11 protein-coding genes are annotated in these 16,078 nt (G+C 69.7%); 2 read left to right on the top strand and 9 right to left on the bottom strand.

The genetic code is table 11. The features are described 5' to 3' along the window. Window positions 1-20: 20 nt before the first annotated feature. From BSP_RS03345 to BSP_RS03315, 7 genes are all read right to left on the bottom strand, one after another. Complete coding sequence (locus BSP_RS03345) at window positions 21-2,072, bottom strand: S8 family peptidase (RefSeq protein ID WP_227976099.1); 2,052 nt, start codon at window positions 2,070-2,072, stop codon at window positions 21-23. A 284-nt stretch (window positions 2,073-2,356) separates the two neighbouring features. Beyond that, window positions 2,357-3,256, bottom strand: a complete 900-nt coding sequence (locus tag BSP_RS03340) for a dienelactone hydrolase family protein (protein WP_152949295.1) — start codon at window positions 3,254-3,256, stop codon at window positions 2,357-2,359. Between the two features lie 151 nt (window positions 3,257-3,407). After that, entirely contained in the window at window positions 3,408-5,012 is a 1,605-nt protein-coding gene (gene purH, locus BSP_RS03335) for a bifunctional phosphoribosylaminoimidazolecarboxamide formyltransferase/IMP cyclohydrolase (RefSeq protein WP_152949294.1), read from the bottom strand. Between the two features lie 89 nt (window positions 5,013-5,101). After that, window positions 5,102-6,955: a heparinase II/III family protein gene (locus BSP_RS03330; RefSeq protein WP_152949293.1), complete on the bottom strand. Its 1,854-nt coding sequence runs from the start codon at window positions 6,953-6,955 to the stop codon at window positions 5,102-5,104. Continuing rightward, complete coding sequence (gene rpe, locus BSP_RS03325; protein WP_152949292.1) at window positions 6,952-7,623, bottom strand: ribulose-phosphate 3-epimerase; 672 nt, start codon at window positions 7,621-7,623, stop codon at window positions 6,952-6,954. Before rpe ends, BSP_RS03330 begins: the two co-directional genes overlap by 4 nt. A 47-nt stretch (window positions 7,624-7,670) precedes the next feature. Further along, window positions 7,671-9,014 carry an RsmB/NOP family class I SAM-dependent RNA methyltransferase gene (locus BSP_RS03320; RefSeq protein WP_152949291.1) on the bottom strand — a complete coding sequence of 448 codons (1,344 nt, stop codon included), beginning with the start codon at window positions 9,012-9,014 and terminating at the stop codon, window positions 7,671-7,673. Window positions 9,015-9,061: 47 nt separating this feature from the next. Continuing rightward, window positions 9,062-11,038, bottom strand: a complete 1,977-nt coding sequence (locus BSP_RS03315; protein ID WP_054764453.1) for a potassium transporter Kup — start codon at window positions 11,036-11,038, stop codon at window positions 9,062-9,064. A 167-nt stretch (window positions 11,039-11,205) separates the two neighbouring features. On the opposite strand from BSP_RS03315, the gene BSP_RS03310 reads away from it, so the two are divergent. Together BSP_RS03310 and BSP_RS03305 are read left to right on the top strand one after the other, a co-directional pair. Further along, window positions 11,206-11,676 (top strand): Rrf2 family transcriptional regulator, encoded by a 471-nt coding sequence (locus BSP_RS03310; protein ID WP_152949290.1) that lies wholly within the window; start codon window positions 11,206-11,208, stop codon window positions 11,674-11,676. A 7-nt stretch (window positions 11,677-11,683) separates the two neighbouring features. Beyond that, the gene (locus BSP_RS03305) at window positions 11,684-12,481 is read left to right on the top strand and encodes an SDR family oxidoreductase (protein WP_152949289.1); all 798 of its coding nucleotides are present in this window, start codon (window positions 11,684-11,686) and stop codon (window positions 12,479-12,481) included. 18 nt (window positions 12,482-12,499) lie between these two features. On the opposite strand, the gene lpdA is transcribed toward BSP_RS03305, so the two are convergent. Both lpdA and BSP_RS03290 read right to left on the bottom strand, forming a co-directional pair. Next, window positions 12,500-13,897 (bottom strand): dihydrolipoyl dehydrogenase, encoded by a 1,398-nt coding sequence (gene lpdA, locus BSP_RS03300; protein ID WP_152949288.1) that lies wholly within the window; start codon window positions 13,895-13,897, stop codon window positions 12,500-12,502. 462 nt (window positions 13,898-14,359) lie between these two features. Then, on the bottom strand, window positions 14,360-16,078 hold the full coding sequence (locus BSP_RS03290; protein WP_152949286.1) for a 2-oxo acid dehydrogenase subunit E2: 1,719 nt from the start codon (window positions 16,076-16,078) through the stop codon (window positions 14,360-14,362).

Here is a 16,078-nt window from a genome sequence, read left to right as displayed (position 1 = left end):
TCACCAGCGCCGACACCCCCTCAGAACCGGCGTCGCCAGCCCCCGATCAGGGCGAACTCGGGCGCGGCGTCGGCGGTGTGGCGCGGCTCGCGGCTGGCCACGGCTTGCAGCGACAGGCTGGAGCCGTCCCTCAGACTGCGTTCGCCGCCCAGGATGAAGTCGATCTGACGCCCGCTGGGCGCCGCCGAGAAGCGGCGACGCGAATAGGTCAGGGGGTCGAAATAATCGACCGGCACGTCCGCCAGCCAGGCCGAGAAGGTCCCCCGCTCCATCCGGAGCGGCTGTGAGACGGTGAAGCTGATCCGATCGCACAGGGCGGTGCAACCCGTCAGCAGGGCCAGCCGCCAGTTGGAGCTGATCGCCGCCCCGTCCGTCGACAGGAAACGGCCTTCGGTCTCGGTGGCGCCCACGCCGACCTCGCCGAGCAGGGCCAGACCCGGTCGCAGGGCCCAGTCCCCGCCGACCGCATAGAAGCGGGTCCGCGACGGCAGGGCGAAGTCCGAACCGCCCGGGATGAAGGCCCCCAAGGGCCCCAGCCGTTCGTCCAGGGCGCCCAGGCTCAGCGACAGGCCGCCGTCGGCGCCGCGCCAGGCCAGGGTGGCGCGGCTGTAGGTCGAGGCCGCTTCCTCGACCCGACGCAGCGGCATGCGACGGTCCCCCCCGCCGCTCTCGGCCGCCAGGGTGAAGGCGCCGAGCCGAACCTGACCGCGCGCCGCATGATCGGCCTGGGCCAGGGCGGCGAAACCGTCGCCGGCCGCGCCCTTGAACGGAGAGACGGCGCCGCCGCGACCTTGCCAGGTGGCGAAGTTCAGGCGGCCGATCTCCAGATCCAGCAGGGCCTCCTGGCGGGGTTCGTCGCCCAGCCAGGGCGCGTCGGTCAGGTCGTGGCGGGCCGTCACCGCCTCGACCGGTTCGTCAAGCTGGGCCGCCGTCAGGCTCAGCCGCCCGCCGCGGGGCAGGCTGAGGCTGGTCGTGGCGGTGCGGCTGGGTTCGAACGGCGCAGCCTGGTACGAACGGCTGGGCGCCGTCGGATAGGCGCCGCCCAGCTGGACCGCGAACATTCGATCATAGCCGTCGAACAGCACGGTCTCGAGCGCCGTCTGGCGTGCAAAGGCGTCGCCGAAGGCCGAGCCGACAAAACTGCCGGGCTCCGTCGCGGCGACCAGGGTCGCGCCGTCCGCCAGGGGCACAGAAGTGGTCCCCGCCGGCTGGAAGGCGCGCGCCAGGTCCAGAAGACCGCGGCCATAGACGACGTCGGTCCCGGCGTCTCCGGCGTCCCGCGCAGTCTCTATCAGCAGGGACAGGGCTTGGCGGCCGGTCAGATTGGGAAAGGCGTCCATCAACAGGGCCAGGGCGCCGGCGACGTGCGGGGCCGAGAAGGACGTGCCGCTGACCCGCCAGCAGCTGGTCGTATCGCAGCCTGTGACGATCGCCTCGCCCGGCGCCGAGATATAGCCCGCCGCCGCCACCCCGGCCCTGTTCGAAAAGCTGGACATGGCGTTGGAGGCGTTGTGCGATCCCACCGCGATCACGGCCCCGGCGAAGCGCGGATCGACGGCGTAGCGCGCCGGCCAGCCGGGATTGGCCTCGCCGTCATTGCCGGAGGAGGCGACGATCACCGCCCCCGAATTGACCGCCCGGAGCAGCGCGGCCTCAAAGGCCGAACCCAGACGGTCGTCGCCGCCCAGGGACATGTTGATGATCTTGACCCCATTGGCCACGGCGTAGTCCAGGGCCCGGACCAGGTCCGAACTGCTGAAACAGACGTCGGTGTTCTTCTCCTCGCAGTCGGAGATGTCGGTGCGGATCGACAAGATCGTGGATTCATAGGCGACGCCGATCGTGCCCTGGCCGTTGAAGTTGGAGGCGATCACCCCGGAGACCCGTGTCCCGTGGCTGCTGTCGGCGACATAGGGCGCATTACGGCCGGGAACCACGTCGGTCGAGGCGGCGGAAATCCGCCCCACCAAATCCGCCGTGTCTCGGCTGACGCCGGAATCGACCACGGCGACCGTCACACCGCTCCCGGTGGCGCCCGCCCGCCACGCCGCCTCAGCCTTCACATTGGCCACGCCATAGTTGCGCTCATATTCGGCGGACGTGGTGGACGGCGGCGCAGGGGGAGGTGGCGGCGGTGGAGGCGGGGGAGGGGGAGGAGGAGGAGGAGGAGGAGGAGGGGGAATCACCGGCGTGACCGAACCGGAACCGCCTCCTCCGCCGCCACCCCCGCCGCAGGCCGCCAGCGGCAGGGCCAGAAGACCGACGCTCAGCAGAATCGTCCGCTTCAACCGTTTTCCGACCACGTCGTTCCTCCCGAGCGGCGCGGTCGGTCGCCGCGCCTTCACCCAGTAACCGCCTAATTCTTTAACGCTTTATCGAAAACCGCGAGCAGTTTGGCCCAACCGTCCTTGGCCTCCGCCTCGGCGTAGCTGGCGCGGTAGTCGGCGTGGAAGCCGTGCGGGGCGTCGGGATAGACGTCGATCCGGCTCTGGGTCTGACCGGCGCGCGCCAGGGCTTGGCGCATCCGTTCGACGCTGGCCAGGGGAATGCCTTGGTCCTGACCGCCGTAGAGGCCGAGCACCGGCGCCTTCAGGTCGTCGGCCAGATCGACCGGCCAGGGCTGGCCGGACGAGACCTGGGCCGGGGTCGCGTCCGCCGCCGGCGCCAGACGGCCGTACCAGGCCACGCCCGCGCCGATGGCGGCGAAGCGCGCCGCCGCCTGCCACACCACCTTGCCGCCCCAGCAGAAGCCGGTGATCCCGACCTTGCCGTCGCGCGCCCACAGCTGCTGGCTGGCCCATTCCAGGGTGGCCGACAGGTCGCCCATCACCTGTTCATAGTTCGCCGCGCCCACGATCTGCATGATCCGGCCCATGTCGGACAGGGGCGCCGGATCCTCGACCCGGACGAAGAAGGCCGGGGCGATGGCGGCGTAGCCCTGTTTGGCCAGGCGGCGGCAGACGTCCTTGATATAGTCGTGAACCCCGAAGATCTCGGACACGACGATCACGACGGGGAAGGGGCCGTCTCCGGCCGGACGCGCCACATAGGCCGGCAGTTGAAACCCGTCCGGCGCCGGATAGGCGACCTCCGCCGTCTCCAGTCCAACGGCGTCGGTGGTGATCGGCTTGGCCTCCCTGGCCAGGGCGGCGACTGCATAGCCGGAAAAGAACAGCCCCCCCAGCGCCCCCACCGCCCTGCGGCTGAGCTTCAGATCATCGGCGGTCTGGCCTTCGGGACGGATCAGGGTGGTCATGGGACGGCTCCAGAAACGGGGGAGCCGCCAGACCATCACGGCGCGCGGGGAGCGTCCAGTCACGAACGCGAGGACGCCGACTATGGGAAGAAGGGCGCTCAAGCAGCGAGCGACCGCGTCGCGAGCGATAGCGCCCTTCTTCCCCAAGAGGTCAGTGCCGGAAGACCCGCACGCCCGTGAAGGCCATGGCGATGCCCTTCTCGTCGGCGGCGGCGATGACCTCGTCGTCGCGGATCGAGCCGCCGGGCTGGATCACCGCCGTGGCCCCGGCCGCAACGGCTTCCAAGAGGCCGTCGGCGAAGGGGAAGAAGGCTTCCGAGGCGCAGGCCGACCCCTCGGCCAGCGAATGAGCCAGGCCCTTCGCCTCGCCGGCCTCCTTGGCGCGGATGGCGGCGATGCGGGCGCTGTCGCGGCGGTTCATCTGGCCGGCGCCGATGCCGGCCGTCTGGCCGTCCTTGGCGTAGACGATGGCGTTGGACTTGACGTGTTTGGCCACGGTGAAGGCGAACAGCATGTCCTGGATCTCGGTCGGGGTCGGCTGGCGCTTCGTCACGATCTTCAGGTCCGACGGCTTGATCAGCGACCGGTCGCGGCTCTGCACCAGGAAGCCGCCGGCGACCGAACGGAACACCTCGCCCGGCCCGTGCGGATCCGGCAGGCCGTCGGTGATCAAAAGGCGCAGGTTCTTCTTGGCTGCGAAGACGGCCTTGGCCTCGTCGTCGGCGCCGGGGGCGATGACCACTTCGGTGAAGATTCCAGTGATGGCGCGGGCGTCGTCGCCGTTCAGCGGCCGGTTGACGGCGATCACGCCGCCGAAGGCCGAGACGGCGTCGCATTCCAGCGCGCGGGCATAGGCTTCCGACAGATCCTTGCCCACGGCCACGCCGCAGGGGTTGGCGTGTTTGACGATGACCACGGCGGGCTGTTCGAACTCGGCGACCAGCTCATAGGCGGCGTCGGCGTCGGCGATATTGTTGTAGCCCAGCTCCTTGCCCTGGACCTGGGTCGCATAGGCCACGCCCGGCCGGCGCTCGCCGGTGCGGTAGAAGGCGCCGGTCTGGTGCGGGTTCTCGCCATAGCGCAGGGTCTGGGCCAGAGAACCGGCGATCGACTTGCGGGCCGGGGCGGCGTCCTCGACCTGCTGGGCGAACCAGGCGGAGACGGCGGCGTCATAGGCGGCGGTGCGGGCGAAGGCGCGGGCGGCCAGCCGCTTGCGCAGGGCCAGATCGGTCGAGCCTTCCGCCTTCAGCGCCTCAAGGATCAGGCCGATGCTCTCGCCGTCGACGGCGACGGCGACATAGCCGTGGTTCTTGGCGCCCGAACGGATCATGGCCGGGCCGCCGATGTCGATGTTCTCGACCGCCGCCTCGAACGAACCGCCCGCCGCAACGGTTGATTCAAACGGATAGAGGTCGATCCAGACGATATCGATGGCGCCGATGCCGTGGTCGGTCATGGCCTGGGCGTGGTCGGCCGCGTCGCGCACGCCCAGCAGGCCCCCGTGGACCACGGGGTGCAGGGTCTTGACCCGGCCGTCCATCATCTCGGGGAAGCCGGTCAGATCGGCCACGTCCTTGACCGGCAGGCCCAGTTTGGCGATCGCCGCCTTGGTGCCCCCGGTCGAGACCAGTTCGACGCCCAGGTCGTTCAGGGTGCGGGCGACCTCTTCCAGCCCGGCCTTGTCGGACAGGGAGATCAGGGCGCGTTGCGGCTTGACCCGATCAGGGGCGGGGGGAAAGTCGGGAGCGGCGGGCATGGCGGCGTCCGTGAAGGCTGGGGGAGGATGGGGCGCCCTCTAGCGCCAAACGGCCGCCTCGTCACCCCACGGACGGTTTCTGACGAGGATCAACTCGGATCGCCGCTCGCGCCTGCCGGGCTCAGCTTCCAGCGGATCCGGCTCTCGCTGTCGGTGCGGGCCGAGCCGCGCACGACGATCTGCAAGCTGCGGCGGGTCAGCCCGGCGTCGATATGGACGCTGGGCTCTATGGCCACGTCGGGGCCGTCGGTGCGGAACCACCAGCCCCGGCCCGAGGCGCCGCGCAGCAGGATCGAGCGACGGTCCCGCGCCAGCGAGGCCTGAACCCCCGGCTCCAGATGGAAGCGGATGGCGTAGGGGGCCGCGATCTGGCGGATCACCTCCTTGCGGCCGGGCGTCGGGAAAAGCTTCTCCTCCGCCCGCAACTCGTCCAGCCTCTGGTCCAGATACAGGCGCCGCTGATGGTTCAGGCCGAAGGCTTCGTTCCAGCCGTCATGCTCCATCTCCAGCCAGACCGCGCCCTCGGCTTCCCTCTGGTCGGTTGTCACATGGATCGGCGGCCCGACCAGGCGCGGTCCCAGAAGCTCGCCCTTCCAGCCGCCCAAGGGTTCGTTCAGCGACCGCTCGCCTAGGGTCAGGGTCGAATGGCCGGGGGTCAGGCGAAGGGCCTGACGATCGGTGGCGGCGGGGGTCCAGCCGGAGCCGGTGACCAGACGGTCCTTGCCGCAGGCGATCTCCAGCGCCAGCGGCTGGGCGCAGGCCGTGGCGCCCCAGGCGCCGCGCGCGGGCGAGGCGGCGTCAGCGATGATGGACAACAGGGGGCTGGCGATCCGCACCAAGCCGCCGATCCGGCCGACGGGGGGATGGGTCCGATCGGCTGCGCGCGCCGTGGCGGCGGCCTCGTCATGGGCTCGGGCGGCGGCCACACGGGCGGCCGATGAGGGACCGCCGCCTTGAAAACCGGCCAGCCGCCCGTCGGGGAGGGTCAGAAGGCGCAAGCCCTGGGTCAGGCGGTCGATCGCCTCCGACACCGGCTGCGGCGTCGGTTCGGACAGCTGGGCCAGGGCGTCGTCGAGGGTCAGGAGGTCCAAGAGCAGCTCCAGCCCCGCCTCGGGACTGCGTGACGCATGCGAACCGTCGTCGTGAACCGTGACGCGCAGCGCCCCCGCCAGACCGCCCAGGGCGCGGCGACGCAGGCCCTGCCCCGGCGCGCCGGCCAGGACGCAGCCCCCGATGGCGGCGGCGGTCAGACGCTCCGCCCGCGTGGCCAGGCCGCCCGGCGGACGCAACAGCTGGCGCGTCTGGCGCGCCAGACTGTCGGCCAGCCTCAACCGTTCCGCCTCGGTCGCCACCGCCCCCATGCGGCGGGCGGCGCAGGCCAGGTTGATCACCCGGCGCGGCAGAATCTCCGGCCCCCAGGCGAAGGGCGACCAGCGGGCGAAGGCGTCAGCCCAGGCCAGGGCCAGGCGCAGGGCCTCGCGCGCGCCGCGCTCGCCCTGGGCCATCAGGGCCGGCAGCCAGTTGAAGGCGTGCAATTCGACGGCGAAGGGCCGCGACGGACTGGGTCGGTTCCATGGATCGGACGGGGGCTCCACCTCCATGGAGGCGCCGGCCAGGATAAAGCGCCCGACCAGCAGGTTCTTGCCCGGGGCGGGATCGTGCGGCCGGAAATCCCGCGGCGTCGCGGCGAAGGCCGTGACCTTGCCCCCGCTCAGCACGGGGCTCAGGGTCAGACCATAGCCGGGAAGGCCGTAAAGCTCGATCCACAGTTGACGGGTGATCAGACGCCCGGCGATGGCGGGCCAAAGACCGGCGCTGGTCGCCGCCTGCCCCGCCCGGACGGGCGTGCGGACCGGCGCGCCCGGAAGGCCCGGGATCTGGCCCGAGGCGACGTCCGGCGTCTCGGCCTCGCGCCGCGGAGCGAAGGGACCCAAGGGGCTCACCCGGCGGTCGAAGCGTTCGGGGCGGACTTCAGGGCGGCGATATTGGCCGCATAATCGCCCTTGAAGACGAAGGAGCCCGCGACCAGGGCGTCGGCCCCTGCGCCGACGCAGGCGCCCGCATTGGCCGAGGTCACGCCGCCGTCCACCTGTAGATGGGCCGGCGATCCGGCGCGATCCAGAATGGCGCGCGCCCTTTCGATCTTACGCAGCGAACCGTCGATGAACTTCTGCCCGCCGAAGCCGGGATTGACCGACATGATCAGCACCAGGTCCACCAGATCGACCACCTCCTCCAGGATCGACAGGGGCGTGCCCGGATTGAAGACCAGGCCCGCCTTGGCGCCCAGCTGGCGGATCCGGCCCAGGGTGCGGTGGACGTGCGGCCCGCTTTCGGGATGGACCGTCAGCAGATCGGCCCCGGCCTCGCGATAGGCCTCCAGCCACGGATCGACCGGCGCGACCATCAGATGGACGTCGAACGGCAGACGGGTGTGCGGTCGGAGCGCCTTCACGATGTCGGGACCCAGGGTGATGTTGGGCACGAAATGGCCGTCCATCACATCGATGTGGATCCAGTCGGCGCCGGCGGCTTCCAGAGCGCGGACTTCTTCACCCAGGCGCGCGAAATCGCTGGCGAGGATGGATGGGCAGATCAGGGGTGCGGCCATGGCCCCTCGGATAGGACGGCTTGCCCACGGGGGCAAGCCGCCGACCGTCAGGAAATCCGCTCCAGCCGTGCGGCGAAGAAGCCGTCCAGGCCGCCGCGTTCGGCCCATTGGGACGGCAGAATGCGCAGCCAGCCTTCCGGCGTCAGGGCCTCGGCCGGGGCGCCGACGGCGGCGGGGTCGGCCGGAACCGTGCGGAAACCGGGGTTGCGGCGCAGGAAGGCGATCACCTGGGTCTCGCCCTCCTCGCGCTCCAGCGAACAGGTGCAATAGACCAGACGGCCGCCCGCCTTGACCCGTTCGGCGGCGGCGTCGAGCAGCCGGTGCTGGACGTCGGCCAGTTTGGCGACCTCGGCCGGCTTGGTGGCGCGCAGGACTTCCGGATTGCGGCGGAAGGTGCCGGTGGCCGTGCAGGGGGCGTCCAGCAGCACGGCGTCGAATGTGCGGTCGTCCTCCCAGTCCTCGGCCGGGACGGCGACCACCTCGGCGGCGAGGCCGGTGCGCTCCAGGTTCTGGGTCAGACGTTTCAGGCGCGGGGCCGACCGGTCCAGGGCGACCACCGAAGCGCCGGCGGCGGCCAGTTGCAGGGTCTTGCCGCCGGGGGCGGCGCACATATCCAGGGCGGTCTCGCCGGGCTTGACGTCCAGCAGGCGGCCGGGGACGGCGGCGGCGGCGTCCTGAACCCACCAATCGCCGGTCTCGAAGCCGGGCCAGGTGGCGACATCGCCGCGCCGGCCGGTGCGGACCGTACCCCCGTCCAGAACCTCGCCCTCAACCGCCTGAGCGACGGCGGCGGGATCGACGCCGGGCTTGAGGCTGAGATCGGTCGGCGGCTCCTCGCGCGCGGCCAGGGCCAGGCCGGTCAGGGCCGCCTCGCCATAGGTCGCACGCCAGCGGGCGGCGATCCAGTCGGGCAGATTGCTCTCGGCCGTGGTCAGGCCGGGGCCGTCGCGCCCCACCCCGCGCAGCACGGCGTTGACCAGGTTCTTGTACGGCCGGGTCTTGGGGTCCCGCTCGGCCAGTTTCACGGCCGTGGAGACGGCGGCGAAGGCCGGGGTCTCCAGCACCAGGGTCTGAGCCAGGGCGATGCGCATCAGGGTGCGGACGGCCTCGGGCGGAGACTTCTGCAGGCGGCGATCCAGTATCTGGTCGATCTCGCCCAGGCGACGGAGCGCCGCCATGGCCACGGCGCGGGCGAAGGCGCGATCGACCGGCGCCAGGGCGCGGGCGGGCGGCTGGGCCAGGGCCTCGTCCAGTCCGTTGCGTCGCTCCAGCGCCGCGTTCAGCAACAGGCCGGCGACGAGGCGGGCCTCCACCCCGATATCGTCCTGGTGCGGGGTTTCAGACGAGGCTTCCGACGCAGAAGCTGGACGCGGCCTGCCCTTGGTCGCCATCCGGCGGCCCCGCGCCTCGGAGTTCTGGCCCGGCCGGGCGCCCGGCCTCAAACCGCCACCTGGGCGCCCAGCTCGACCACGCGGCCGGGCGGGATGTGGAAGAAGTCGGTCGGATTGGCGGCGTTGCGCATCAGGAAGATGAACAGCCGGTCCTGCCACAGGGGCATGCCCTGGCGCGCCGACGGGATAAGCGACCGGCGGCCCAGGAAGAAGCTGGTCGACATGATGTCGAACTTCAGTCCCTGTTTGCGGCACAGACCCAGGGCGCGCGGCACGTTCGGCGTCTCCATGAAGCCATAGGTGATGGTCAGCTTCTTGAAGTCGTCATTGATCGGCTCCATCCGCACCCGATCCGCCTCCTTGACGCGGGGCCGCTCGGAGGTGCGCACGGTCAGGATGACGTTCTTCTCGTGCAGGACCTTGTTGTGCTTGAGATTGTGCATCAGGGCGACCGGGGCGACGTCGGGATCGCTGGTCAGGAAGATGGCCGTGCCGGGCGCGCGGTGCGGCGGCCGGGCCTGAAGCATCTCGATCAGGTCGGTCAGAGGCAGGCTATCCTTGCGGGTCTTGGTCGTCAGTATCTGAGTGCCGCGCACCCAGGTCCACATGATCAGGACCAGCATCGCCCCCAGAACCAGAGGCATCCAGGCGCCGTCGGGAATCTTCAGCAGGTTGGAGGTCAGGAAGACGCTGTCGATGAAGGCGAAGGGGATCAGGGTTCCGGCGACCGCCCACATCGGCCATTTCCAGCCCTTGGTGATCACCGAATAGCTCATCAGGGTGTTGACCAGCATGGTCCCGGTGACGGCCACACCATAGGCGGCGGTCAGATTGTGCGAGCTCTGGAAGACCACCAGCAGCAGCAGGACCCCGATCATCAGGAAGGTGTTGACCGCCGGCACGAAGATCTGGCCCGCCTGGGTTTCGGAGGTGTTGCGAATGTCGATCCGGGGCAGCAGGCCCAGCTGCACCGCCTGCTGGGTGACCGAGAAGGCTCCGGTGATCACGGCCTGGGAGGCGATGACGGTGGCGGCGGTGGCCAGGATCAGCATCGGCCAATAGGCCATCTCCGGCACCATGTTCCAGAAGGGGTTCTCCGACGCGGCCGGATTGTCCAGGATCAGGGCGCCCTGGCCCAGATAGTTCAGGGTCAGGCAGGGCAGGACGAAGGCCAGCCATCCCATGCGGATCGGCGCCTTTCCGAAATGGCCCATGTCCGCATACAGGGCCTCGGCGCCGGTCACGGCCAGGAAGACGCTGCCCAGGATGACGAAACCCAGGAAGCCGTCATTGATCAGCAGCATGACGCCGTAGTGGGGCGACAGGGCCCGCAAAATGCTGACGTCGTCGAAGATGTGATAAAGACCCAGCCCGCCGAGGCTGAGGAACCAGACGGCGGTGATCGGGCCGAAATATTTGGCCAGGCTGGCGGTGCCGCCCGACTGGGCCATGAACAGGGCCACCAGAATCCCGGCGGAGATCGGCACGATGAAGGGATCCAGACGTCCAGCCAGGCCCGGCGCGTCCTGAAGGCCCTCGACGGCCGACAGCACCGAAATGGCCGGGGTGATGATGCCGTCGCCATAGAAGAGGGCCGCGCCGCAGACGCCCAGGATGAAGATCCAGGCGCTGCGCCGTCCGACCGCGTGCTGGGCCAGGGCCATCAGGGACAGGGTGCCGCCTTCGCCCTTGTTGTCGGCCCGCATCAGGAAGAAGACGTATTTGAACGTCACCACCACCATCAGGGCCCAGAAGGCCAGGGAGACCACGCCGACCACGGCCAGGTCGCCGCCCACGCCCGACCGGGCATGGTCGATCGCCTCGCGCAGGGCGTAGAGCGGGCTGGTGCCGATGTCGCCGAACACCACGCCGATCGCGCCGACCGTCAGGGCCCAGAAGCCGCCGTGTTTGGCGATCTGGCCTGCTGGAGCTTGGGACTCGGGTCCCGTGGCGTGGGTGGACTTGTTCGGCGGGTTCGACGCGGCGGGGAGAGCGCCCGCGTCGTGGGGAGTGTCCCCGGCCATGCGTATCCTCCGGGTCGTCGACGACAGGTCGAGCCCTTCAAAGCGGCGAGCCTTTAGGCTCATTCCGCGTCCGCTTCAATCGCGGCGCGCGGGATTCGGTTTCTCCGGACAGGCGGAGATTTGTGATTCGGCGCGCGAGCGCCTATTTTCCCTTCAGGAACACGATCATGTCAGACAGCCAGCGCTTCCCCGTCGCCGCCCACGCCCTGGCCTATATGGCCCACAAGGGGGCGTTTTCGCCTGATCGGGCGGCGCCCAGCGGCGTTCTGGCCTCCTCCATACCGACCAATCCTGTTGTGGTGCGCCGGGTCACGGCCCTGCTGGCCAAGGCCGGTCTGATCGCCACCCGCCCCGGCGCGACCGGCGGCTCCTGGCTGCTGCGCCAGCCGCAGGACATCCGGCTGGACGAGGTGTTGAAGGCCGTCAACGGTTGCGCCCACATCGGCTCCCCACCGTCCGGCGCCAAGGGCTGCCCGATCAGCGAACATATCCCGCGCCAGGTGGCCAAGGCCCTGACCGCCGCCGACGAGGCCGCGACCGAGGCCCTGTCCAAGATCACCATCGCCGATCTGCTGGCGGAAAATCCTACGTCCCTGGCGGCCTTTACGCCGCACAAGTCCTGCCCTGTCGCGGCTTGACGCCCCGATGAGCCGAACGGTCCTGATCACCGGCGCCTCGGCTGGCATCGGCGCCGCCCTGGCCCGGACCTATGCGGCCAAGGGCTGGAACCTGATCCTGACCGCGCGACGCGAGGGGCCGCTGCAGACCCAGGCCGATGAACTGACCGCCGCCCATGGGGTGACCGCGACCGTGATCCCCGAGGATCTGTCCGATCCAACGGCCCCGCAACGATTGATCGCCGCCGTCGCGGCGCGGGGCCTGACGGTTGACGGCCTCGTCAACAATGCGGGCTTCAGCCGCGTCACCGGTTTTCTCGACACCGACCTCGCCGCCCACCGGGCCATGATCCAGGTCATGCTGACCGCGCCGGTGGAGCTGTCTCGCCTGGTCCTGCCCGGCATGGTCGGGCGGGGCTTCGGCCGGGTGCTGAACGTCGCCTCGCTGGCGGGCCAGATGCCGGCGACGGGCGGCGACACCCTGTATGGTCCGATCAAGAGCTTCCTGATCAAGGCCTCCCAGGGCCTGCATCTGGAGACCCTAGGGACGGGGGTCCATGTGACGGTGCTGAACCCCGGCTACACCCTGACCGAGTTCCACGACGTCAATGGGTCTCGCGATCAGGTGTCGCGCGCCTATCCGGCCTGGATGTGGATGGACGCCGGCCGCGTGGCGCAGATCGGCTACGACGCCTGCGAGGCGAACCGGGCCAGCGTGACGCCCGGCGTCATGAACAATGTCATGGCGGGCCTGGCGCGCGTCCTGCCCGACGGTCTGGCCCTGAAGATGGTGGCGAACCACGCCAGGCGGCTGGAGCGGCTGTAGGGCCGCTCCAGGTCGAGGTCAGATATGGATCGCGTGGCCCAGGGCCCGCAGGGACGCCTCGTGGAAGGCTTCGCCCAGGGTCGGGTGGACGTGAATGGTCCCGGCCACGTCTTCCAGCACCCCCCCCATCTCCAGCATCTGGGCGAAGCTGTTGGACAGTTCCGACACATGCTGGCCCACGGCCTGGATCCCCAGCAGCCGGTGGTCGGCCTTGGAGGCGATCACTCGCACGAAGCCGCCGTCCTCGCCGGCCTCGATGGCCAGGGCCCGGCCGATGGCGGCGAAGGGGAAGACGGCGGTGATCACATCGTCGCGGCCCTCGACATCGCTGGGACCCAGACCCGCCGAAACAATCTCCGGCTCGGTGAAACAGACGGCGGCGATCGTCGTGGGATCGAACACCCGGTCGTGGCCGGCGATGATCTCGGCGACCACCTCGCCCTGGGCCGAACCCTTGTGCGCCAGCATCGGTTCGCCCGTCAGGTCGCCGACGGCCCAGACGTTCTTCATGCTGGTGGCGCAGCGGTTGTCGATCTTCACGAACGGACCGGCCATGGCCACGCCCATATTCTCCAGACCCCAGCCCTGGGTGCGCGGACGACGGCCGACCGTGACCAGCACCTTGTCGGCCTCCAGCTGCAGCGGCTCGCCGTCCTTGGTCGTGATCGACAGTTTTCCGTCGCCGAAGCCGCCGGCCCGCGCGCCCAGATGAAGCTCGACCCCGTGCTTCTCCAGCCATTTGGCGACCGGATCGGTCAGGGCCTTGTCATACAGGGGCAGGATCCGGTCGGCCATTTCGACGATGGCGACTTCGGCGCCCAGCTTCCGATAGGCGATGCCCAACTCCAGCCCGATATAGCCGCCGCCGACGACGACCAGCTTCTTCGGGACATCCGACAGGCTCAGCGCCTCGGTCGAGGAGATGACGTCGCCGCCGAACGGCAGGAAGGGCAGTTCGACAGGCTCCGATCCCGTCGCCAGAATGACGTGTTCGGCGGTGATGCGGATGTCGCCGTCTTCCGTCTTCACCATGCAGGTCTTGGCGTCCTCGAAGGCCGCCCAGCCCTTGATCACCTTGACCTTGGCCTTCTTCAGCAGGGCCGCGACCCCGGCGTTCAGCTTACGGACGATGCCGTCCTTCCACGCGACCGTCTGTTTCAGGTCGATCGCCGGCTTGGCCGCCGTGATGCCCAGGGTCCCGCCCCCGGCCGCCTTGGCCACGGTCTCGAACTTGCCCGCCGCATGGATGATGGCCTTGGACGGAATACAGCCGACGTTCAGGCAGGTCCCGCCCAGCCCATCGCCGCCGTCCACCAGCACGGTGTCGAGGCCCAGTTGGCCGCAACGGATGCCGGCGACATAGCCTCCCGTGCCCGCGCCGATGATCAGGACTTTGGTCTTCAGGGTCTGGGTCATTTGGGTCCCGGTAGAGGCTGGCCAGCTATTGCCGCACGCCAGTCGCTCATAAAGCTTTCGATATATTCGGCGTCAGCCTTCACGATGTAGAGCCAAGTCTTGTCCGTTTCGGCTTCAGGGCTCGCGAAAACCAATACCCTCGAGCCATTCCGCGGCTCACCTTCGTCATCCATGAGAAAAAGCCAATTCGTGCAGGCTCCCGCTCTGTATGACAGACGGAAAGATCGCGGCGATACTGGTCCCCAGACAGCCAAGGTCGGCCTTACTGTGAAGTCGACGTTGTTCCCGTATTGATCTAGCCAAGCCGTGTTTTCGATCCTCGCTTCGTAGACGCCGGTCACGGCGCGAAGGTCGCGAGCTCGGACTTCGACCTGGTCCCCAAGCGCCAGCGAGCAGGCCAAAACTGGGCCGCCCATCATCACAGTTGCCAAGGCTAAGGCGCCGGTGAGCCGGAGCATCACTTCACCCCATCCACAAGGTCGCGGGCTGCTCCAGCAGGCCCTTGATCCGCTGCACGAACACCGCCGCATCATGCCCATCCACGATCCGGTGATCGAACGACGACGACAGGTTCATCATCTTGCGCACCACCATCTGGCCGTCGCGGACCACGACCCGTTCGGCGATCTTGTTAGGGCCGACGATGGCGACCTCGGGGTGGTTGATGATCGGGGTGTGGACCACCCCGCCCAGGGTTCCCAGGGAGGTGATGGTGATGGTCGAGCCCGACAGCTCCTCACGCTTGGCCGAACCGTCCTTGGCCGCGCCCGAGACGCGGGCGATCTCCAGCGCCGTATCCCAGGCGTCGCGCGCCTCGGCGTGGCGGACCACAGGCACCATCAGGCCGTTCGGCGTCTGGGCGGCGATGCCCAGATGGACCGGGGCGTGCTGGATCAGGACGCCCGCCTCGTCGTCATAATGGGCGTTGATCTGCGGCTGATCGCGCAGGGCCACCACGATGGCGCGGGCGATGAAGGGCAGCAGGTTCAGCTTGGGCTGATCCTTCGCCTTGGTCGCGTTCAGATGGGCCCGCAGCTCCTCCAGCGCCGTCATGTCGATTTCCTCGACATAGGTGATGTGCGGAATGCGGCGCACGCTCTCGGCCATCTTCTCCGCGATCTTGCGGCGCAGGCCGATGATCTTGACCTCGGTGGTCCCTTCGGCGCGGGCGAAGGGCGAGCCGCCGGCCGGAGCGGCGGACGTCGGAACCTGGCCGCCGCGGGCGATGAAGCCGTCCAGATCCTCGTGGGTGATCCGTCCGGCCGGGCCGGAGCCGGGCACGAAGGTCAGATCGACGCCCAGGTCGCGCGCGCGGTTGCGCACGGCGGGCGAGGCCAGGGGGCGTTCGCCGGGGGCCCGGCCGGTCAGGGCGGGGGCCGGTTTGCCCCCCTCCCCCGCTGCGCGGGTGCTCCCCCCAGGGGGGGGAGATTTTGGTGGGGCTGCCGGCGTCGATCCTCCCCCCTTGGGGGAAGCAGCGCCGGAGGCGACGGAGGGGGCCTGAACGGGGCTCTTGGCGACATTGCCGGCCCCGGCCACATCGAAGGCCACCAGCGGCCCGCCGACCGGCACGGCCTTGCCCGCCTCGCCGTACAGGGCGACGACCGTTCCGGCGACCGGCGAGGTGATCTCGACCGTGGCCTTGTCGGTCATGACGTCGGCCAGGATCTGGTCTTCCTCGACCGCATCCCCGACCTGGACATGCCAGCCGACCAGCTCGGCCTCGGCCGTGCCTTCGCCGACGTCGGGCAGTTTGAAGACATAGTTGCCGGTGGAGGCCTGGGGGGCGTCAAGAGCCCCTCCACCACGCTTCGCGCGGTCCCCCTCCCCACTGGCGTGGGGAGGAGACGATGCCGCTACTGTCTCCTCCCCGCGCGAAGCGGGGGGAGGTGGCTCGGAGCGCAGCGGAGAGACGGAGGGGCTCTCTTCCGCATTCCCCGCTCCCTCGACCTCGAACTCGACCAAGGGCCCGCGCACCGGCACCATGGCGCCGGGTTCGCCGTGCAGGGCAACGACCTTGCCGCTGACCGGGGCGGTGATCTCGACGGTGGCCTTGTCGGTCATGACATCGGCGACGATCTGGTCCTCAGCGACCGTGTCCCCGACCTTGACGTGCCAGCCGACCAGTTCGGCCTCGGCGGTGCCTTCGCCCACGTCGGGCAGTTTGAAGACGAAACGACCCAT

The organism is Brevundimonas sp. Bb-A (assembly GCF_009394735.1).
Classification (GTDB): Bacteria; Pseudomonadota; Alphaproteobacteria; order Caulobacterales; family Caulobacteraceae; genus Brevundimonas; species Brevundimonas aurantiaca.
This window is presented reverse-complemented; position numbering and strand designations above follow the sequence as displayed.

Coding starts and splice junctions, on each gene's coding strand:
- rpe (WP_152949292.1), bottom strand. CDS start 7,623: ATGGCCGCACCCCTGATCTGCCCATCCATCCTCGCCAGCGATTTCGCG.
- BSP_RS03305 (WP_152949289.1), top strand. CDS start 11,684: ATGAGCCGAACGGTCCTGATCACCGGCGCCTCGGCTGGCATCGGCGCC.
- BSP_RS03340 (WP_152949295.1), bottom strand. CDS start 3,256: ATGACCACCCTGATCCGTCCCGAAGGCCAGACCGCCGATGATCTGAAG.
- purH (WP_152949294.1), bottom strand. CDS start 5,012: ATGCCCGCCGCTCCCGACTTTCCCCCCGCCCCTGATCGGGTCAAGCCG.
- BSP_RS03320 (WP_152949291.1), bottom strand. CDS start 9,014: ATGGCGACCAAGGGCAGGCCGCGTCCAGCTTCTGCGTCGGAAGCCTCG.
- BSP_RS03290 (WP_152949286.1), bottom strand. CDS start 16,078: ATGGGTCGTTTCGTCTTCAAACTGCCCGACGTGGGCGAAGGCACCGCC.
- BSP_RS03310 (WP_152949290.1), top strand. CDS start 11,206: ATGTCAGACAGCCAGCGCTTCCCCGTCGCCGCCCACGCCCTGGCCTAT.
- BSP_RS03315 (WP_054764453.1), bottom strand. CDS start 11,038: ATGGCCGGGGACACTCCCCACGACGCGGGCGCTCTCCCCGCCGCGTCG.
- lpdA (WP_152949288.1), bottom strand. CDS start 13,897: ATGACCCAGACCCTGAAGACCAAAGTCCTGATCATCGGCGCGGGCACG.